This is a genomic window from Bdellovibrio sp. HCB2-146 (assembly GCF_047345725.1).
Taxonomy (GTDB): Bacteria; Bdellovibrionota; Bdellovibrionia; order Bdellovibrionales; family Bdellovibrionaceae; genus Bdellovibrio.
In genome coordinates this window covers 820,192-836,542 of record NZ_JBLEQP010000002.1, presented here as the reverse complement: position 1 = coordinate 836,542, position 16,351 = coordinate 820,192, and the positions used below count along the sequence as shown (strand labels likewise).

Below are 16,351 nucleotides of genomic sequence, written 5' to 3'. Positions count from 1 at the left end.
ATGTGCGAGAAGACAGGGGTGAGGCCCGAAGACCCCATCCGATAGAACTACTGAGCTGCAGATTCAAGAACAGTTTCAACTGGAGCTTCGCCAGGAACGCGGAAGCTGTTGATTTTCAATACAAGAGTCATGCTGTCAGATTCGTTTGTGCACGTGTAGTATTTTTTGTAACGGCAAGTGTAGTTTAAGCAAAATGAGTAATCAGAAGAGCGTGAGTATTGGCAAGTGACGCCTTCTTGTCTTTCAAAAGATTTCACAACACCGCGAACTGAATCGGCCATTGCACCTTGAGAAACAAGTAAAAGAGCAGAAGCAAGAATTGCATTTTTCATAGGATCTCCTTCGTTATTCGCGACGGAACATACTCTTCTTCTGGTGATTTGATAAGCTGCAGTTTGCCAACTAGGTAGAAGTTTCAGTAAGCTCTTTCTGTCGGGAGAACTTATATGAAACGGATTTTGTTAAGTTTGGTGGCCTTATTTTTCATTCCCTCCTTGCCATTGGCGTTTATGGCGGTCAGTGAAGCGGCGTCGGGTAAGAACTCCGTTGAGGCCAATAAGAAATTGGTGCGCGATTTTTATGAGATGGCCTTTAATGGTCATAAACCCACAGAGGCTGCTAAAAAATACATAGGCTCTAAATACATCCAACACAACCCCTATGTACCCGATGGACCTGAAGCCTTTTATAACTATTTCGAGGGACACTTTAAAGAACATCCTAAATCGCGCGCGGAAATTAAACGCATTATTGGCGAAGGTGATTTAGTCGTTTTGCATGTGAATTCAAAACAAGATGAAAAAGATCGCGGCCGCGCTATCGTGGATATTTTCCGAGTAGAGAACGGGAAAATCGTTGAACATTGGGATGTGGTTCAAGATGTTCCCGAAAAATCAGCCAATACAAATACGATGTTCTAATATTGGGAGCACCAAGGGAGCGGCGTGATGACTTTGGTGATTTCATTGGCGCGCATATACAAAAACTGATCGCCGACCGCTATTCGCACGCGTTGTTTTTTCTGAGAAATAGGCGACGTGATGCGAATTTGTCCGTAACCAAGGCCATCCGTTTGGGTTGTACCCTCAATGCCTTTCAAATTCCATTTTACGTTACGACCCGCAAGTGGTGTGACGTCAGAGTCAGTGAGCACAGTTGAAATGGTTCCTTCCGTATCACGGCAAAGTAAACGGAAATTCAATAGCACAAAATATTCTTGGCGGCAGTTTTGCGAACGGGAATAGCCAAAGCCGGCATCACAAGTGTTAAATGCTTTTTCGGTGATACCAAGCTCTTCTGGCGGGCGATCCATGTTGAGGTAGGCTTGTAGTGCATAGTAATCAATTTTTGGAGTGCTAGAGACAGGTTCTTCGTGCGTCGCTGGGGGTGTGTAAGTGGTTTCTTTTTTTGGAGTTGAAGTACAAGCAGCAAGAAAAAGGACCAGGACGGCGATAGCAAACTTCATAGAACCTCTCAGTTTTGCGGGTTCTTTTATCTTCAAAGCGGATAGATTGAATGGCAAGATTTTGATTTTAAGGCGTGATCTAAGCTATACTTAGTACCTATGATTCTTCCTCAAGACTTTTACTTTCGCGATACAGAAACCGTCGCTCAGGAACTCCTGGGTAAGGTTTTGCATATTCGCACGAGGGATGAGGAACAAAGAGCCCGAATTGTTGAAGTGGAGGCTTACCTGGGAGTCGAAGATCCCGCGGCTCATACCTTTGGCGATCGTCGTACGACGCGGACTAAATCCATGTATTTAGATGGCGGGCATTCCTACGTGTACATGATTTACGGAATGTATTATTGCCTCAATGTTGTGACAAGAACGCACGAACATCCTGAAGCCGTTCTTATTCGTGGGCTTGAACCTATCACAGGCACTAAGCCGAGTTCCAAAAAAGACATTCGCACGAATGGTCCAGGAAAACTTTGTAAGTTCTATGACATTACCAAAGATCAAGATGGTATTCGTCTGTGGAAGAAAAATTCTGAATTGTATGTAAGTGATGAAGGCTTTTCTGTCACCGAAAAGCAGGTGATCAAGAAGCCGCGAATCGGTGTCGATTATGCGGGCGAAGCGGCACAGTGGCCGCTTCGCTATTATCTGAAAGACAATATTTTCGTATCTAAAAAATAGAACTAGTTCGCGAACGCGTAAATCAAACTGCCACCTTTAAGGGCATTGATCACTTTCGTGCGGTAACTCATTGTCACGGCAGGGCAGCCCCAGCTACGACCTTGAATGACACTTGCTTCTTTCACGTAGTCCGCTCCATGGATAACAACGGCGCGAGAGCGAGCCTTGGAGTTTGTAGAAGACAATCCATCCAGGCGCAATGACAAGCCATGTTTACCTGTGTAAGTCTCAGCAGCGCGGTAGTAACCCAATGAGCTGGCGTTAGAACCTGATGAGTTGCTGAACTTTTGTGCGTAACCATCGTGATCAGGATCAGATCCTTTTCCGTGCGCAACGTGGATCGCCCACACACCGCCTGAATTCATATCGATAATATAAAAACGAGCTTGAGTAGAACGTTTAGAGAAATCGATCAAAGAAATGTAATTTCTATTCTTAAATTTTGACTTGTTGTTGTGGAAATAAAGAACGGCCTTTTCCAATGCCGATTGTTTCACCACGCGGTTTGGATCCAGGTGATCGTATTGTTTCAAGATCTCTGCTTTTGCGCTTGCTGAAACCTCAGATTCATTTGCTGGCTCTTCAGCAACAGGTTGGCTCGTGTCAGTTTGAGTATCATCTGTTTCTGTGCTTGGAGTGTCGATGGTATCTACGACTTTTTCATCAGATGGATCATCTGGGAGTCTTTCGGCGTTGCTGTAATCGTTACCGCCGCATGCAGAGAAAGCGAGGAAGCAAGTGAGTAATAGGGCCTGTTTTCCAAAACGTACCACTGAGAATGATTGGTTCGAATTCGTCATCAATCCTCCGTGATTGTGAGTGACATATTTGCTTTTGTACTTTGGCAGATGCTAGCTGACAGGTTTTGCTTTGCGGAAATTTTATTGCCTGAACATAATATTTTGGACCTTCGCCGGAGGTTTTTCAGAGAGAAATTAAGATCTAGGGCGGGGATTTTCAGAGGAGAAGCGAGGGCATTTCAAAAAATAAAAAAGGCCCTGCTGGGAACAGGGCCTTCGAGAGAGAACTTGTGTAAAATGACAGAATTAATTCGCAGCCGGAAGAATCGTCAACAAGTAGCTGCTTTGATCGGCGTTGATGATTCCTTGTCTGAATTCAGACAGATCACGAGAAGTTAAGTGCTCGTAGTCGGCGCTGAACTTATCCGAAAGCTTTGGAATATTCGCCGCCGCCGCTTCCTGAAGTGCGCCGCCTTTCATCGCTTCTTTGAGAGCTGCTGCATCTTTCGATGCCTGTTTTTTTGCGGCTTCGATCGCTTTGATTTCTTTTTCAAGTTGTTCAAAGTCTTCTTTGCTCAAAACGCCCAAAAGCTCTGCTTTATTGATGTTATCCATCGCCATACCTGCAAATGCATTTTCGCGAGTTGCAATGTAACGAATGCTACCGATATCACGGTAGATACCTTCCAAGTTTTGATCCAATTGATAAGCTTTGCTTGTCTTGATCACAGAGAAGAAGCCCATATAATCTGTGCTGTCTTCCGCGCGACCTTGAGTTGTCGTCAAGCTGTCCTTAATAATTTTCAACATCATTTCTTGGAAGCTAACATTGCGATTCGGAACACCGATAGCTTTTGCGACATCTTCACTCAAAGGAGCATTGATCCAATGAGAAGGGAAAGCTGCTGCATTTTCTTTTGGTGAGCTGAACACACTTGGACGAATTTCAAATGTTCCAACTTCCTCACCAGCGGCATTAACGAATGGAGCTCGAACTGTTAATTTATTCATTAAAAGTTGAAGCATCGTTTGCATAATCTCTGGCTGCAACTCTGTATCCATATAGTTGTCTTCGTACTTATCAAAGATAGAGTTACCTGTGCGACGTTGGAAAAGATTTTCCATCGCCACGAGTTTATCGATGTACATACCGCGTACGTCGATTTGGTCTGCATAGTTGTTTTCAGAATTCGAAGACTTTCTGTTGTTAAACGCTTTACCCGTTTGAGCAACAACGATGTATTCAGGGTTCAACTCCACTTCAAAACAGTTTGCACCATCTTGGCTAAAGAGATTGATATCACCAACTTCCACGATTTGACGTGGATTGCTGACTTTCGCAATAGCACATTGAAGATCTGGCACAGTTAAAACTTTAAGGAAGAACTGTCCGGATGCAAGAGCCGCATCTTTAACTTCTTTCATCCAAGGGATTTTTTCCCAGTTTTCATCATCTGGTCCAGCATGGATCAAGTTGGCAACGCGCTCGTAGCGTTCCATGTAAGCACGGATGTAACCAAAGCGTTTGCGAACACCTTCAGCGTAAGCAGCATCACTCATGACAGAGAAGTTTTCACGTCCGTTACGGAAGTTACGAACTGAATACATTTCCTCATATGATTTTTCAGCAAAGGCCACCATTTCAAGGGGAGTAGTTCCTTCGTCGAAACGTTTACAGTTCGGGTTCACATCAACATGTTCATCCGAGCAGTATTGGTAATCTTTGATATCCAATGGGTTCGCAGTTGCTTTCGCTTCTTTCTGGAATTCACCAACTGTTTTATCATTGAGTTTCAAGAACTTGTTGTCCTTCAATTCAACTTCGCGTTTATAACCAAAACGAAGGGCTGCGATGTCATACTTACCAAGTGTTGGCAAGATGTTCAATTCGCTATAACCATAGTCCATCACAGAGCTGTAAGGAACTTTGTGTGTGACGCCCATTTTGTGCAATTCTTCTTTTGTGTAGAAGTTGTCTTTATCTTCCGAACCACCAAAGTTATGGCGAAGACCCAAGTTGTGACCAAGTTCATGCACCAATGTTGGTACCCAAATTTCTGGAGCGATCAAAGCGATGGCTTTTTGCTTTTCGTCCTCAGACAAATCTTTCCACAACTTCAATTCTTTACCCAATGCACCTTGCAAACCGTTTTTAACAGCTTGGTTGAATGGGAAAAGTTCAGACGGGTAATTACAGTACTTCGACATTGCCGACAAACGATCTTTCGCCATTGATTTCTTATCAGAAAGCATCAACATGCGGTTGACCTGTTTACTCGTCAAATTCTTCATTTCTTCAACAGACCACTGAGCTGCGCTTGATTTGCTTTGAGAAACTGTCAATGGCTTAGAACGTTTTTGAGTTGCGTTTTTCGCCATAACTTGTGCTAAACGTGCTTGCATACGTTTCGCTGCAATCGCGCCTTCTTTCACGTTTTCTTGAATCTCTTTAGAAATAGCCGTGATGCCCGTCGCTTCAGTAGAAAGTGAAAGGTTCGCTTGTTTGTTACCAGTTTTAAGATTGGCTTTTTCACGACGAACTTCACGAACAACTTCGTCGTAAGTCATTTTAATACCTGACAACAAGTTGCCGTAGTACATCGCTGTACGAGCACTTAAGATTTCACCCGTGCGAGGATTTACCACAGAAGGGCCGTAACCAAGTGGGCCGGCGGCAACAGGGTCTTCAACCAAAACGATCATGCTGTTACGAATATCGCCTGGAGATTTGTTTCCTGTACCTTTAAGAACAAGTTGCAAGTCAACACCCGCAGAAGCAAGACCGGCATTGATGCGATCAAAAGCTGTTTGTGTTGCTTTTTTAATAACAGCGAACTCAGGTTTGTCAAAGTTATCAGTGAGGTAGTACTCAATCACTTTACGTTCTGGGTTCCAACGGTTCATCAATTGAGTTTTCATTTTCTCAAGACGGTTGAAAGCGACGTCATATTTACGTGTTTCTGTCGTGAAAAAACCGAAAAGGTTCTCATCCGAATTCGGATAGTTCACCGCTTTATAACCAGGAGAAGCCATTTTATTCAATTTAGCAAATGAGTAGTGATAGATAATTTGCGACGTCAAATCACCCATTTTAGAGATTTGAACACCTTTTTTCTCAAGGCACTGCATATCGCCTTGGAAAACCTTTTCTACCTGGATGTTCAAAGCATCATCTTTGAGCTCATAACCCAAGAAGCGTGACGATGTCTCAGTAAAGCAAGATGTCCCGAAAACTTGGTCCATCTCAACCGGAAGCAAAGAAGCGCCCACAGTTTTCATACCTTCAAAGTCAGGTTTGAATTGGGATTTCTTGCTCCAGGTAATTTCGTTGTTTTCTTCTTCTTTATTTGTACATTTCTTATAACGGTCTTCCGCACAACGGTATTCCACGTGAGAAATTGGAATTTCAAACGCGATTTTGTCGTTCGTAACGTTGTCTTTAAGACGTGTTTCGTCGTCAACTTCAACGGCTTGAAGTGATTTTTCTGTGAAACGGAATTTTACGATTTTTTCTGAACCTTGCCAATAAGGAGAAGCACCCGACGTATCTGTGTCTGCATGATTCGTAAGGTCCGAAGACGCTACGAACATATATTCTGCATTTGTGTCGAGCTCCGACTTCGCGTGAACCTTTTCCTTATATTCATACTTATAAGGAACCTCTTTCGTACAAGAGATCATCATGCTTGAGAATGCGACAAGCAAGATGGCAGGAACGAGCGGGTGACGAGTAGTTGCCTTCATAAGGTTCTCCTTATTTGCGAAACCTTTATAAAACATAAGTTAATCCAAACTTCACAACCGATGACGTGTCGTTAAAAAACTCGATATTCGAGTCACGACCGTTCGGTTTAAGTGCGTTACCTTCGTTGGAAGTTCCAACGGAAGCTGTCCAATCCTTTACGAAATTCCAAGATAGGTCTGCACCGGCATAGAATTTCGTGCGAAGATCGCCCAGGTATGTCCAGCCCGTGGAATATGCGAAGCTCGTGTCGAGGCTCCAAGTTTTTCCAAGCGGGAGAGAGTAATCCAATTTTTGACTGATGGTTTCGCGCACATTGAAGGCGCCTTCGTTTCCTTGAGTCATCTCGTGAAAATTGCGAGTGATGCCCACGCCTAAACGAAGGGAACTTCCCAAGAAAAGATCGTCGAAAGCAAGAGCCGTATCGGCTTTGATAGCACCTTGATAAGATGTTTCATTTTGCAGTTTACGATCCGTGGGTAAAACTCCCGCAATCGTATTTGACCAAGACAGAGTCGGAGTCAGAGGAGTCGAGAGATTCAAAGATACGGGAGTGTTATCGAAGCCTGCTTCCTCTGGCCCCGTGTGTTCTTTCCAAACTGAGATAGAGGTCGCCAATTTTAAATTAGATGTAAATTTAATTGATGGCGCGAGAGAGAACGAAGATGAAGCTTCACGCTCATAAGATCCTTCTTTATGCAGAGTACTTGAGGTTTCCGCACTTAATGGAATGCTCCAGTTCTTTGGTTTAGTTACAGGACGGTTGGATGTGCGATTCATCGCTACATTCGCCGCCATTGCTGATGAGAACGTACAAAGAACCAGAACCGCGGCCATCGCTGCGGGTGCCTTTTCTTTGAAATTTTTGAGCAAACTCTTCTTCATCATCTTCATTTCTAGGCCTAAACGGAAATGCATTTTCCGCTGGGTAGGCCCAGTCCGTCCTACTCATATCTGCAACGCCATTGCCAAAATTTCATACCTCAAATCGAACAAGACTTAGTTGGGCAGGGGGATTAGGGGGGAGTGACACTCAAGGCCCGCCCCCTGTCGAACTACTAAACAGTTCCTAGTCCTCCGATGAGCAAACAAAAATACGCGATCTGAGCAGCATTCGGTTTCCTACTCACGTATAAAAATTCATCCCATAGTCTCGTGAACTCCCCTAAGTAATTCCCGAAAAGCACTTCACTAAAAAAGCTTTTCACTCGGATGTGAAGAGCCCACTTACACGGAGGCTTTGCCATGATGATGAAATTCTAACGGGGACGAATATGGGAATGAGAGTGACGACGAACATTGCTGCGCTCAATGCACAGAGGAACTTAGTGGGTTCTCAAAGACTCATTAACGACTCCATGGCAAAGCTTGCGTCGGGCAGCCGTATTAACAAGGCTGCTGACGATGCCGCAGGTCTGGCAATTTCAGAACGTTTAAAAGCACAAATCCGCTCAGCTGCTCAAGCACAACGAAATGCCAATGATGGGATCTCTATGATCCAAACAGCAGAAGGCGGCTTGAATGAAGTCGGCAACATCATCGTCCGTTTACGTGAATTGGGAATCCAATCCGCGTCTGATACGGTCGGAGAAACAGAACGAGGCTTTTTGAATCGCGAGGTTCAGCAGCTTAAAGCCGAAATGCAACGTATCGCCAAGTCAACCACTTGGGGAACAACGAAACTGCTCGATGGTTCAGCAGGTGTATTCGACTTCCAGGTCGGCATCGGCAACTCACCAGACGCAGACCGTATTTCTTTCGATGCGGGTGCAAGCTCGGCCACGACAGATGCCCTGGGTTTAGATGGTTTGGATTTTTCAACTAAAGAAGGATCGCGAGATGCTTTGGCAAAACTAGATTCAGCACAAACAAGCGTGAACGGAACGCGTGCTTATCTAGGGGCCTTGCAAAATCGCCTGACATCAACAGTTGATAACTTGGGAGTGACACAAGAAAACTTGTCTGCAGCCAACAGCCGTATTCGTGATACGGATGTTGCAACAGCATCAAGTGAGATGACCCGCAACAACATCCTGTTGCAAGCCGGCACCTCCGTCTTGTCACAAGCCAACCAAGCAAATCAGCTAGCCCTCAAACTAATCGGCTAGAGAGGTACGCCGTACCTTTTTGAGGTACGACGCATCAAAATAAAAAAGGCCTCCGAGTGGAGGCCTTTTGTTTTTTCAAATTTTGAAATTTATTAACGACGGCAAGCTTTGTCGAGTGTGACGTTTACGCCGTTAACAGCATCGCGTCCACGTTCGATGATATTGCCTTTTTTCTTCTGAGAGATCTTACAAGCTGTCACAGCTGCAAACTGATCTGACAACATGATACGGTGAAGAGTGATACGTTGAGCATCAAGGCTGCTTTGTGCTTGAACTTTAGAAGCAATCGCTTGAGTCAGACTGTTCGTTGTTTGCAAAACGTCGACGATCGAAACCATGCCCATGCGGAAACGTTCCATTTGCGCTTGGTAAACGGCTTGCAAGTTTTCAACGGCTTTCGTTGCTGCCGTCAATTGTTTGCCAGCTTCGTTCAACGACACCAATGTCACCTCAAGTGTTTGCGCATGGTCAAATTCCAAAGCTTTCTTTTGCAGCTTCAATGAAGCCTCATTCAAGTTTGAAAGTTGCAAAGACGGGAAGTAACCGAAACCAAGGTTCGCAGTCCCTGTGTGGCGAACATCGCTGAAAGACCCGTCAGATTTCGTTGATGTCAAAGAACTGCCAGTCAAGAAGCTAAATGCTTGGCTCCATTTCGCAGCGTTAGCTGCAGCGATCAAGGAAGTCATTTGTGCATACTCTGGAGAGATCTTCAAAACCTGTGGCAGTAACGCCATTGGTGCGTGATTTTCATATGGAGAAACCGGCGCATGAGCTTTTTCAAACACGATTTCTTTCGTCAGCGGAAGAGCTAGCATCTCACGGATAGCGGCTTTCTCACGGTTCAACAATTCATCCACTTGAGAAACCTGAACAAGCGCGATGTTTGTTTGTGCTTGGGCTTTCAAGAAGTCTTCTGGATTGATAATGCCGTTATCTAGAGCAATTTTAAGTGCATCTTCCAAAGCTTTTGAATTCAAGTACTGTTGGTAAAGAGCCGCACGCAAATCCATATCGCTGATCACAGTCAGGTAAAGCGTGTAGGCAGAAGCATACGTGTTCAACTGAGCGATATAGTAAGCAGAGCCTTGAGCGTTCAAAAGGTACTGACTTTCGCGCAGGTCAAACCAGCTGCTTGGCAATAAGAATGGTAAAAGCACCGTGACCGTTGCTAGACCAAAGCTCACGCCACTTGCGACCGCAGTGCCAAGGTTTACTGATGGAAGGATGTTGCCACGGGCCACACCAACGCGGGCTTTGGCTTGTTGAACTTGATTGAGTTGCACCAACAAATCAATGTTGCGCTCAAGCATCAATTTTTTAAGAGAGTTGGCGTTGATCACAACAGTGTTGGATTCAACTGGTTGAGGTTTCGCCGATGATTTTGGTGCTGCGAAAGAAGCAGTCGATACAAAAGTCAAAGCGACAAATAAGCGTAATGCACGTTGAAACATGGAGTCCTCCAGAACGAGACAAAAAAGTATTCCTGCCTCAAATTAAAGTCAAACTGAACTCATTTTAGGACTCCTAAGGGGTCTCATGATGGCGCATGCAGATGAGAAAACTTTAATTCGTAAGCAACAATGAATAGACTCAATGGAGTATTGAAATTCAGCACGATTTCGAGGAGTAGGACGTTGGAAGACCAGAAGTCGTTTAATTACGTTTTAAGCCATAAGAACAATATGCTGGTGGTGACCATGCAAGGGGAAATCAACTCCTTCGTACTCCCAGCTTTAGAGGCCTGCCGTCAGGAAATTCTTTCAAAGAAAGAGGTTCGCTGCGTCGTTCTCTATTTCCAATCGGTTGAGAGTATCGCCTCCGATGCCATCCCGTTATTGGCGCAAATGCAGAGAGAAATTCGCGCCAAACCGGCGGATCTGCGTTTAGCCTCGTTAAGCGAAACACTGCGCGAAAGGTTGGTGCGCATGGGAGTGATTCGAGGTCTAGAAGTGGCCGACGATCTGAAGACGGCGCTGTTATCATTTGGGCGGGCGGCTTAACGAAAAATTCCAAGTTAAATCTTAAAAAACTGTTCGTGAAGTCCTCTTTCGCTCTTCGTTTGTCTGGTTTCTTGATCCAGGCTTAGGCGGCGGTCGGGACCTGTGCTGAAATAGAATAATGACGGATTTTCGAAAATACGTGGTAAATGCAATCATCCTGATCGCAGGCATGTTCGCCTGTGATTTTTCATTTGCCAAAGTCGGTCCGAAAGTTGTGAAAGTCGGCACCGTCGAGTTTCCGCCGTATATCGTCGTTGAAAAAGATGGTCGGATCACCGGAATCGTCGCTGAGCTCATCGATTTTATGAACTCTGCGCAAAAGGATTATAAGTTTCAACCCGTTCTGACGTCGGCCATGCGAAGACATTCAGATTTTGCCAATGGTCTATATGATTTGAGTTTTTTTGACGACCTGAATTGGGGCTGGGATAAGTCTGCCGTCGATGTTTCCAAGGTCTACATGAAAGGTAAGGAAGTCTATATCGCTCGCGCAAAGCCGGGCCGCGGGGAGAGCTACTTTCAGTCATTTAAAGATAAAACGATGATTGGAATTTTGGGTTATCACTATGCCTTTGCAAATTTCAATGCCGATCCCGGTTATTTGCGCAAAGAATTTAAAATGCAGCTTTCCACGAGCAATGCTGGCAGCATTAAAATGGTCCTGGATGGGCGTGGAGACGTCGCGGTGGTTTCGGATTCCTTCTTACACCAATATCTCGTAAGCCATCCCGATGAAAAAGATAAGCTTCTCGTTTCAAAAAAAGTGGATCAGTACTATCTCTTTACGATTATCGTCAGAAAAAATATTCGCCCCACGGTGAAAGAAATCAATGCTCTCCTGAAGCAATTCGAAGAGTCTCGTCAGTACGCAGAACTAAAAGTTCAGTACGGCATCGCCCGCTAAAATTATTTGCAAAGAGGATATTTTTGAATCGACGTTTTGATAAACGTTTTCAATGGTACTTCGGCGTATCTCGTCGCTCCATTCGAGCGCAAAATTTGCATTTTGAGGTGACGAGGGGAAGTTCCTGTCAGGGGCTCAAAGTGCGCGGATGGGGTGAAAAGCGCATCTCGCCCAGACATTTGTCCCTCGACGAGGGCCAGAGTACAGCGAGTCGAATTCAACCCATTCGATGAGTCACCTTTAAGACATTTATTTAAATAACGTTTTGGGCGCGTGTAGTAGTCTTCACGATTTTTATGCAAACCATAAAGTCCCGCTGCATAGTCGCCCTTGCGAAGTCCCGGAGCAATAGCATTGGGTCTGCAGCTGCTTTCTGCGAATGAAAAATGGGCGAACACGTAGACATAGAAACTTTTCTTGTCTTCGTCGGTGAAGCTATCCCAAGCAGGACAGTTTTCTTTAATGTCAGGTGTTCCTTCAAACATGGATGGATACTTTTCGGGCGTCATGCTTTTCATCATATACTTGCCGATGGGTCCGTATTCAGTTGGACCGGAGAAATTACGGCAGGCGCGATCAATTCCTAAATATTCCATTCGTTCATACAGAATTTGCGGGGCCAGAGAGTTTGCAACGGCATTGCGAGTGGTTTGAACATTTGTCACAAGAGTATCTTTAGGAAGCGCTAGGCAGCCTACACACACAGCTTGACCTTCTGCTGCCAGGGTTGTCCCGGTCGTCAGAGAAATCATAATAGTGCTAAGTATAAGAGCCAACAATCGCATTCGTAAAACCTCACATGTACATGATGACTGCAATGCAAGGGGGGTGCCTAAGAATGAGATGAAACTGAGCGGGGGCTCACCCGATTTGGGTGTGAAGTGCAGTGACAGTGAGGTGACAAAAAAAGAGCGTCTCTTTTTGAGACGCTCTTAACTTAGCGGAACTAAGGATGCTTTTTCGCAGCTTTTGCGCCACCGCCAGAACGATGACGTTTGATACCAGGGTGATCTTTGCGGGCACGGAAGCCGCCACGATCACCGCTGCTTGGGCGTTCTGAGCGCTCGCCGCGGTCAGAGCTACGTTCGAAACTGCGTTCACCGCGATCGTCACGATTGAATGAACGATCCGAATTAAAAGATCTCTCAGAGTTGAAAGAACGTTCTGGACGATCACCACCAAAAGAGCGTTCACGACGTGGACCACCACCAAAGCGTCCACCGCCACGGCCACCACGGAATCCACCGCGGCCACCTTCACGAGGAGCACCACCGTCTTCACGATTGCGCGTGAAGCGGTTTTCTTTCGGATCACGAGGCAACATTTCGCGAGGAATACGATCGCCCATATAGTCCAAAGGCATATCTTTTTTCACAAATACGTTCGGGAAGAACGCAACAACAAGTTTTGCCAAAATGTCTTCTTTGCTCAAGCCAGACAAATCGATTTCGCCGCTTTGAGAAAGGTCTGTGATGAAATCACGAGCCAATTGAGTTTGGAAAGCATCACCTTCTGTTGAAGTGATCTTCTCTAGAACTTCTTTTGTTTTAAGACCTGCAACTTCGTCAGCTGAAGGGATTTTACCTTTAGTCAGAGTCGCTTTGGTATTTTGAGCGACACGGCGAAGAAGGTGCAATTGATCCGGATCAACCAAAGTCAAAGCCGTTCCTTTTTGGCCATTACGACCAGTACGGCCGATACGGTGAACGTAAGACTCAGAATCCCAAGGCAAAGAGTGATTCACAACGTGAGTCAAATCTTTGATATCCAAACCACGAGCGGCAACGTCGGTTGCGACAACAACTTTTACTTGGCGAGTTTTGAATTTCTTCAAAGTCGCTTCACGTTCTTGTTGGTTTTTATCACCATGCAATGAATCAGACGGGAAGCCACGCGCTGTTAACACGTCAGAAAGCTCAGCCACTTCCATTTTCGTTTGGCAGAAAATGATACCGTAGAATTCAGGCAATGTTTGTAGGATACGGCAAAGAGCTTCTGTCTTATTGCGATTCATAACTGTGTAGTAGAATTGCTCAACAGTTTTTGCTGTTTCATTTACTTTGTTAGCTTGAACAGTTTGTGGCTCTTCAAGGTAAGTTGTCGCCAAACGACGGACTTCTGTCGACATCGTTGCAGAGAACAACCAAGTACGGCAGGCCGCACGTTGAGAGTCTGAACCATCAGCGTGAGTCGCTTTCAAGATCATCTCAAGATCATCTTTGAAGCCCATAGAAAGCATTTCGTCAGCTTCATCTAGAACAACGGTTTTAACGTTTTGAAGCTTGATGTATTTTTGATCTAGGAAATCAACCAAGCGGCCCGGAGTAGCTACGACGATGTGGGCGCCACGGCGGATACCTTCTTGTTGAGTACGGTAGCTTGCGCCTCCGTAGATCGTGACAACGCGGATGCCTTTTTTCTTACCAAGCAAAGTCAATTGCTCAGCAACTTGCAGAGCCAATTCACGTGTTGGGCTCAATACGAGAGCTTGCGTGTCTTTGATAGTTGAATCGATATTCTCAACAAGAGGAATACCGAAAGCGGCAGTTTTGCCAGTACCGGTCGATGCAAGACCGATAAAATCATTCGCTCCTTCAAGCAGAATAGGCAATGCCTGCTGCTGAATTGGAGTCGGTGCAGTGAACCCCATGTCCTTCATCGAGTCCATAACTAGAGGACTAATACCAAAGGAATCAAAGGAGTCTAACGGAACTATAGGGGATGACATGGGGAACCTTTCAGAAAATTGAAATCGCAAGATAGACGATATAGGACTTAAAAGCTTGTAATATTTTGTATATTTTCGACTATTGTACTATTTGCAGATGCAAAAAAACGTCACACTGAGGGCTCTTCATATTAAATTTCGAAGGTCGGGACCGGGCTGAGAATCCCGAATTTATCCTGTATACTCGAGAGGTTGCTCAAAGTTCGAGCAATAAATTTTTGAAATTTTTAGCGATTCTTCGCGGCTTTCAGGCTATACAGGGGTCTATGATTCACTTATCGAATATCTCGAAACAGCACGGAAACAAGATCCTGTATAAAAATGGATCTTTTCAAATCAACGCAGGCGAAAAAATCGGCTTGGTCGGTCCCAATGGCGCCGGTAAAACGACGATCTTCCGCATCATCACGGGCGAAGAGGGCATCGACGGCGGGACGATTTCTAAATCAGATCGCACAGTGGTTGGCTATTTCTCTCAAAATATCGAGGAAATGAAGGGCCGTTCTGCAATCGACGAAGTGAAATCAGCTGTTGGTAACATCACTGAGATGCAAGAAAAAATGGCGGAGTGCGAAGCTAAACTTGCAGATCCAGATTTGGATGCCGATACGATGACCACAGTTTTGGAACAGTACGGAGAGCTCCAAGCAGAGTTTGAACGCTTGGGCGGTTACGATCTTGAATCGCGTGCTGCTGAAATTTTGACAGGTCTTGGAATTGGACCTGACGACTATCATCGCCCGACTGAGAGCTTCTCGGGTGGTTGGAAAATGCGTATCGCCTTGGCAAAAATCCTGGCTTTGAATCCCGAAGTTTTGCTGATGGACGAGCCGACGAATCACTTGGACGTTGAATCTATCGTGTGGTTGGAAGAATGGCTGGTGAACTTTAAGGGCGCCATCCTGATGACCTCCCATGATCGCGACTTCATGAATCGCATTGTTTCTAAAATCGTTGAGATTGCGAATAAAACAGTCACTGTCTATGGCGGTAACTACGACTTCTACGAAAAAGAACGTGATATTCGCCTTGAGCAATTGATCGCTCAAGCCAAACGCCAAGAAGAAATGCTAGCGAAAGAAGAAGAGTTCATCGCTCGCTTCGCAGCCCGTGCTTCGCATGCGGCGCAAGTTCAGTCTCGTGTAAAAAAATTAGAGAAAATTGATCGTATCGAAATCCCACCTGAAGAAGCGGCTATCAAGTTTGAATGGCCAGTTCCGGCTCGTGGTGGTGACGAGGTTGTGAAATTCGAAGGCCTTGGCAAAATCTGGAAAACAGATGATGGCAAAGAGAAAAACGTTTTCTCAAATGCTAATGGTTTGGTGAAGCGCTTAGACCGTATTGCGGTCGTCGGTGTGAACGGAGCTGGTAAATCAACGTTGCTTAAAATTATTGCGGGCCATACGGACGCGACAAGTGGAACAGCAACGATCGGGGCTTCGATCACAATGGGTTACTTCTCTCAAAACTCTTTAGACGTTTTGGATCCAAAAGCGACTATCTTGGATGAAGTTCATTCTCGCATTCCGAATGCGGGCTTAGGCTTCGTAAGAAGCTTATTGGGTGCATTTAAATTCTCTGGTGAAGAAGCTGAAAAGAAAATCTCGATCTTGTCGGGTGGTGAGAAGTCACGTGTAGTCCTTGCATGTATCCTGGCGCAACCAGTGAATCTTTTGATTCTGGATGAGCCGACGAATCACTTGGATATCAAATCACGTGAAGTTTTGCTCGATGCTATTAAAAATTTCCCAGGCACAGTCATGATCGTATCGCATGATCGTCACTTCTTGCGTGAAGTAACGACTCGTGTATTTGAGGTCGATAAAAACGAACTCAAAATCTACGAAGGCGATTACGACTATTACCAACACAAAAAAGCTGCGGACGCTGCTCGTAAGTAGCTCCCATGGTGCGCGCGGGTTTGGTGCTGGCTTGTAGTGGCCAGCACCGGGTTCCTTGGGCACGCCTTCCAGGCTCAGTTGTCGT

General features: G+C 45.3%; 14 protein-coding genes. 6 read left to right on the top strand and 8 right to left on the bottom strand.

Going from position 1 to position 16,351, the window contains the following annotated elements; genetic code table 11:
- Positions 1-47 precede the first annotated feature (47 nt).
- A complete protein-coding gene (locus ACLWOR_RS14920) occupies positions 48-332 on the bottom strand; it encodes a hypothetical protein (RefSeq protein ID WP_413941570.1) in 285 nt (94 codons plus the stop codon).
- 114 nt (positions 333-446) lie between these two features.
- Between ACLWOR_RS14920 and ACLWOR_RS14915 the strand changes: the two genes are divergently transcribed.
- Positions 447-920, top strand: coding sequence for an ester cyclase (locus ACLWOR_RS14915; RefSeq protein WP_413941569.1), 474 nt, complete (start codon positions 447-449; stop codon positions 918-920).
- Here ACLWOR_RS14915 and ACLWOR_RS14910 read toward each other — a convergent pair.
- Positions 917-1,465: a hypothetical protein gene (locus ACLWOR_RS14910; protein ID WP_413941568.1), complete on the bottom strand. Its 549-nt coding sequence runs from the start codon at positions 1,463-1,465 to the stop codon at positions 917-919. The two genes, ACLWOR_RS14915 and ACLWOR_RS14910, sit on opposite strands and share 4 nt — an antisense overlap.
- Before the next feature lie 99 nt (positions 1,466-1,564).
- Between ACLWOR_RS14910 and ACLWOR_RS14905 the strand changes: the two genes are divergently transcribed.
- On the top strand, positions 1,565-2,143 hold the full coding sequence (locus ACLWOR_RS14905; RefSeq protein WP_413941567.1) for a DNA-3-methyladenine glycosylase: 579 nt from the start codon (positions 1,565-1,567) through the stop codon (positions 2,141-2,143).
- A 2-nt stretch (positions 2,144-2,145) separates the two neighbouring features.
- Here the strand turns inward: ACLWOR_RS14905 and ACLWOR_RS14900 are convergent, their stop codons facing one another.
- From ACLWOR_RS14900 to ACLWOR_RS14890, 3 genes are all read right to left on the bottom strand, one after another.
- Complete coding sequence (locus tag ACLWOR_RS14900) at positions 2,146-2,943, bottom strand: murein L,D-transpeptidase catalytic domain family protein (RefSeq protein WP_413941566.1); 798 nt, start codon at positions 2,941-2,943, stop codon at positions 2,146-2,148.
- Positions 2,944-3,189: 246 nt separating this feature from the next.
- Positions 3,190-6,627: a zinc-dependent metalloprotease gene (locus ACLWOR_RS14895; protein WP_413941565.1), complete on the bottom strand. Its 3,438-nt coding sequence runs from the start codon at positions 6,625-6,627 to the stop codon at positions 3,190-3,192.
- A gap of 25 nt (positions 6,628-6,652) precedes the next feature.
- The gene (locus ACLWOR_RS14890; RefSeq protein WP_413941564.1) at positions 6,653-7,513 is read right to left on the bottom strand and encodes a hypothetical protein; all 861 of its coding nucleotides are present in this window, start codon (positions 7,511-7,513) and stop codon (positions 6,653-6,655) included.
- Positions 7,514-7,899: 386 nt separating this feature from the next.
- On the opposite strand from ACLWOR_RS14890, the gene ACLWOR_RS14885 reads away from it, so the two are divergent.
- Positions 7,900-8,733 carry a flagellin gene (locus tag ACLWOR_RS14885; protein WP_413941563.1) on the top strand — a complete coding sequence of 278 codons (834 nt, stop codon included), beginning with the start codon at positions 7,900-7,902 and terminating at the stop codon, positions 8,731-8,733.
- 92 nt (positions 8,734-8,825) lie between these two features.
- Here the strand turns inward: ACLWOR_RS14885 and ACLWOR_RS14880 are convergent, their stop codons facing one another.
- On the bottom strand, positions 8,826-10,184 hold the full coding sequence (locus tag ACLWOR_RS14880; protein WP_413941562.1) for a TolC family protein: 1,359 nt from the start codon (positions 10,182-10,184) through the stop codon (positions 8,826-8,828).
- 183 nt (positions 10,185-10,367) lie between these two features.
- Here ACLWOR_RS14880 and ACLWOR_RS14875 point away from each other — a divergent pair, with 183 nt between their 5' ends.
- Positions 10,368-10,733 carry an STAS domain-containing protein gene (locus ACLWOR_RS14875; protein WP_413941561.1) on the top strand — a complete coding sequence of 122 codons (366 nt, stop codon included), beginning with the start codon at positions 10,368-10,370 and terminating at the stop codon, positions 10,731-10,733.
- Between the two features lie 118 nt (positions 10,734-10,851).
- Positions 10,852-11,637 carry a substrate-binding periplasmic protein gene (locus ACLWOR_RS14870; RefSeq protein ID WP_413941560.1) on the top strand — a complete coding sequence of 262 codons (786 nt, stop codon included), beginning with the start codon at positions 10,852-10,854 and terminating at the stop codon, positions 11,635-11,637.
- Between the two features lie 2 nt (positions 11,638-11,639).
- Here the strand turns inward: ACLWOR_RS14870 and ACLWOR_RS14865 are convergent, their stop codons facing one another.
- Both ACLWOR_RS14865 and ACLWOR_RS14860 read right to left on the bottom strand, forming a co-directional pair.
- The gene (locus ACLWOR_RS14865; protein WP_413941559.1) at positions 11,640-12,389 is read right to left on the bottom strand and encodes a hypothetical protein; all 750 of its coding nucleotides are present in this window, start codon (positions 12,387-12,389) and stop codon (positions 11,640-11,642) included.
- Positions 12,390-12,583: 194 nt separating this feature from the next.
- Positions 12,584-14,305 carry a DEAD/DEAH box helicase gene (locus ACLWOR_RS14860; protein WP_413941558.1) on the bottom strand — a complete coding sequence of 574 codons (1,722 nt, stop codon included), beginning with the start codon at positions 14,303-14,305 and terminating at the stop codon, positions 12,584-12,586.
- A 326-nt stretch (positions 14,306-14,631) separates the two neighbouring features.
- Here ACLWOR_RS14860 and ACLWOR_RS14855 point away from each other — a divergent pair, with 326 nt between their 5' ends.
- Positions 14,632-16,266, top strand: coding sequence for an ABC-F family ATP-binding cassette domain-containing protein (locus tag ACLWOR_RS14855; protein WP_413941557.1), 1,635 nt, complete (start codon positions 14,632-14,634; stop codon positions 16,264-16,266).
- Positions 16,267-16,351 lie beyond the last annotated feature (85 nt).

Excerpts from the sequence above, each read along its gene's own strand:
- ACLWOR_RS14920 (WP_413941570.1), bottom strand. The coding sequence starts at position 332 with ATGAAAAATGCAATTCTTGCTTCTGCTCTTTTACTTGTTTCTCAAGGT.
- ACLWOR_RS14915 (WP_413941569.1), top strand. The coding sequence starts at position 447 with ATGAAACGGATTTTGTTAAGTTTGGTGGCCTTATTTTTCATTCCCTCC.
- ACLWOR_RS14910 (WP_413941568.1), bottom strand. The coding sequence starts at position 1,465 with ATGAAGTTTGCTATCGCCGTCCTGGTCCTTTTTCTTGCTGCTTGTACT.
- ACLWOR_RS14905 (WP_413941567.1), top strand. The coding sequence starts at position 1,565 with ATGATTCTTCCTCAAGACTTTTACTTTCGCGATACAGAAACCGTCGCT.
- ACLWOR_RS14900 (WP_413941566.1), bottom strand. The coding sequence starts at position 2,943 with ATGACGAATTCGAACCAATCATTCTCAGTGGTACGTTTTGGAAAACAG.
- ACLWOR_RS14895 (WP_413941565.1), bottom strand. The coding sequence starts at position 6,627 with ATGAAGGCAACTACTCGTCACCCGCTCGTTCCTGCCATCTTGCTTGTC.
- ACLWOR_RS14890 (WP_413941564.1), bottom strand. The coding sequence starts at position 7,513 with ATGATGAAGAAGAGTTTGCTCAAAAATTTCAAAGAAAAGGCACCCGCA.
- ACLWOR_RS14885 (WP_413941563.1), top strand. The coding sequence starts at position 7,900 with ATGGGAATGAGAGTGACGACGAACATTGCTGCGCTCAATGCACAGAGG.
- ACLWOR_RS14880 (WP_413941562.1), bottom strand. The coding sequence starts at position 10,184 with ATGTTTCAACGTGCATTACGCTTATTTGTCGCTTTGACTTTTGTATCG.
- ACLWOR_RS14870 (WP_413941560.1), top strand. The coding sequence starts at position 10,852 with ATGACGGATTTTCGAAAATACGTGGTAAATGCAATCATCCTGATCGCA.
- ACLWOR_RS14865 (WP_413941559.1), bottom strand. The coding sequence starts at position 12,389 with ATGATTTCTCTGACGACCGGGACAACCCTGGCAGCAGAAGGTCAAGCT.
- ACLWOR_RS14860 (WP_413941558.1), bottom strand. The coding sequence starts at position 14,305 with ATGGACTCGATGAAGGACATGGGGTTCACTGCACCGACTCCAATTCAG.
- ACLWOR_RS14855 (WP_413941557.1), top strand. The coding sequence starts at position 14,632 with ATGATTCACTTATCGAATATCTCGAAACAGCACGGAAACAAGATCCTG.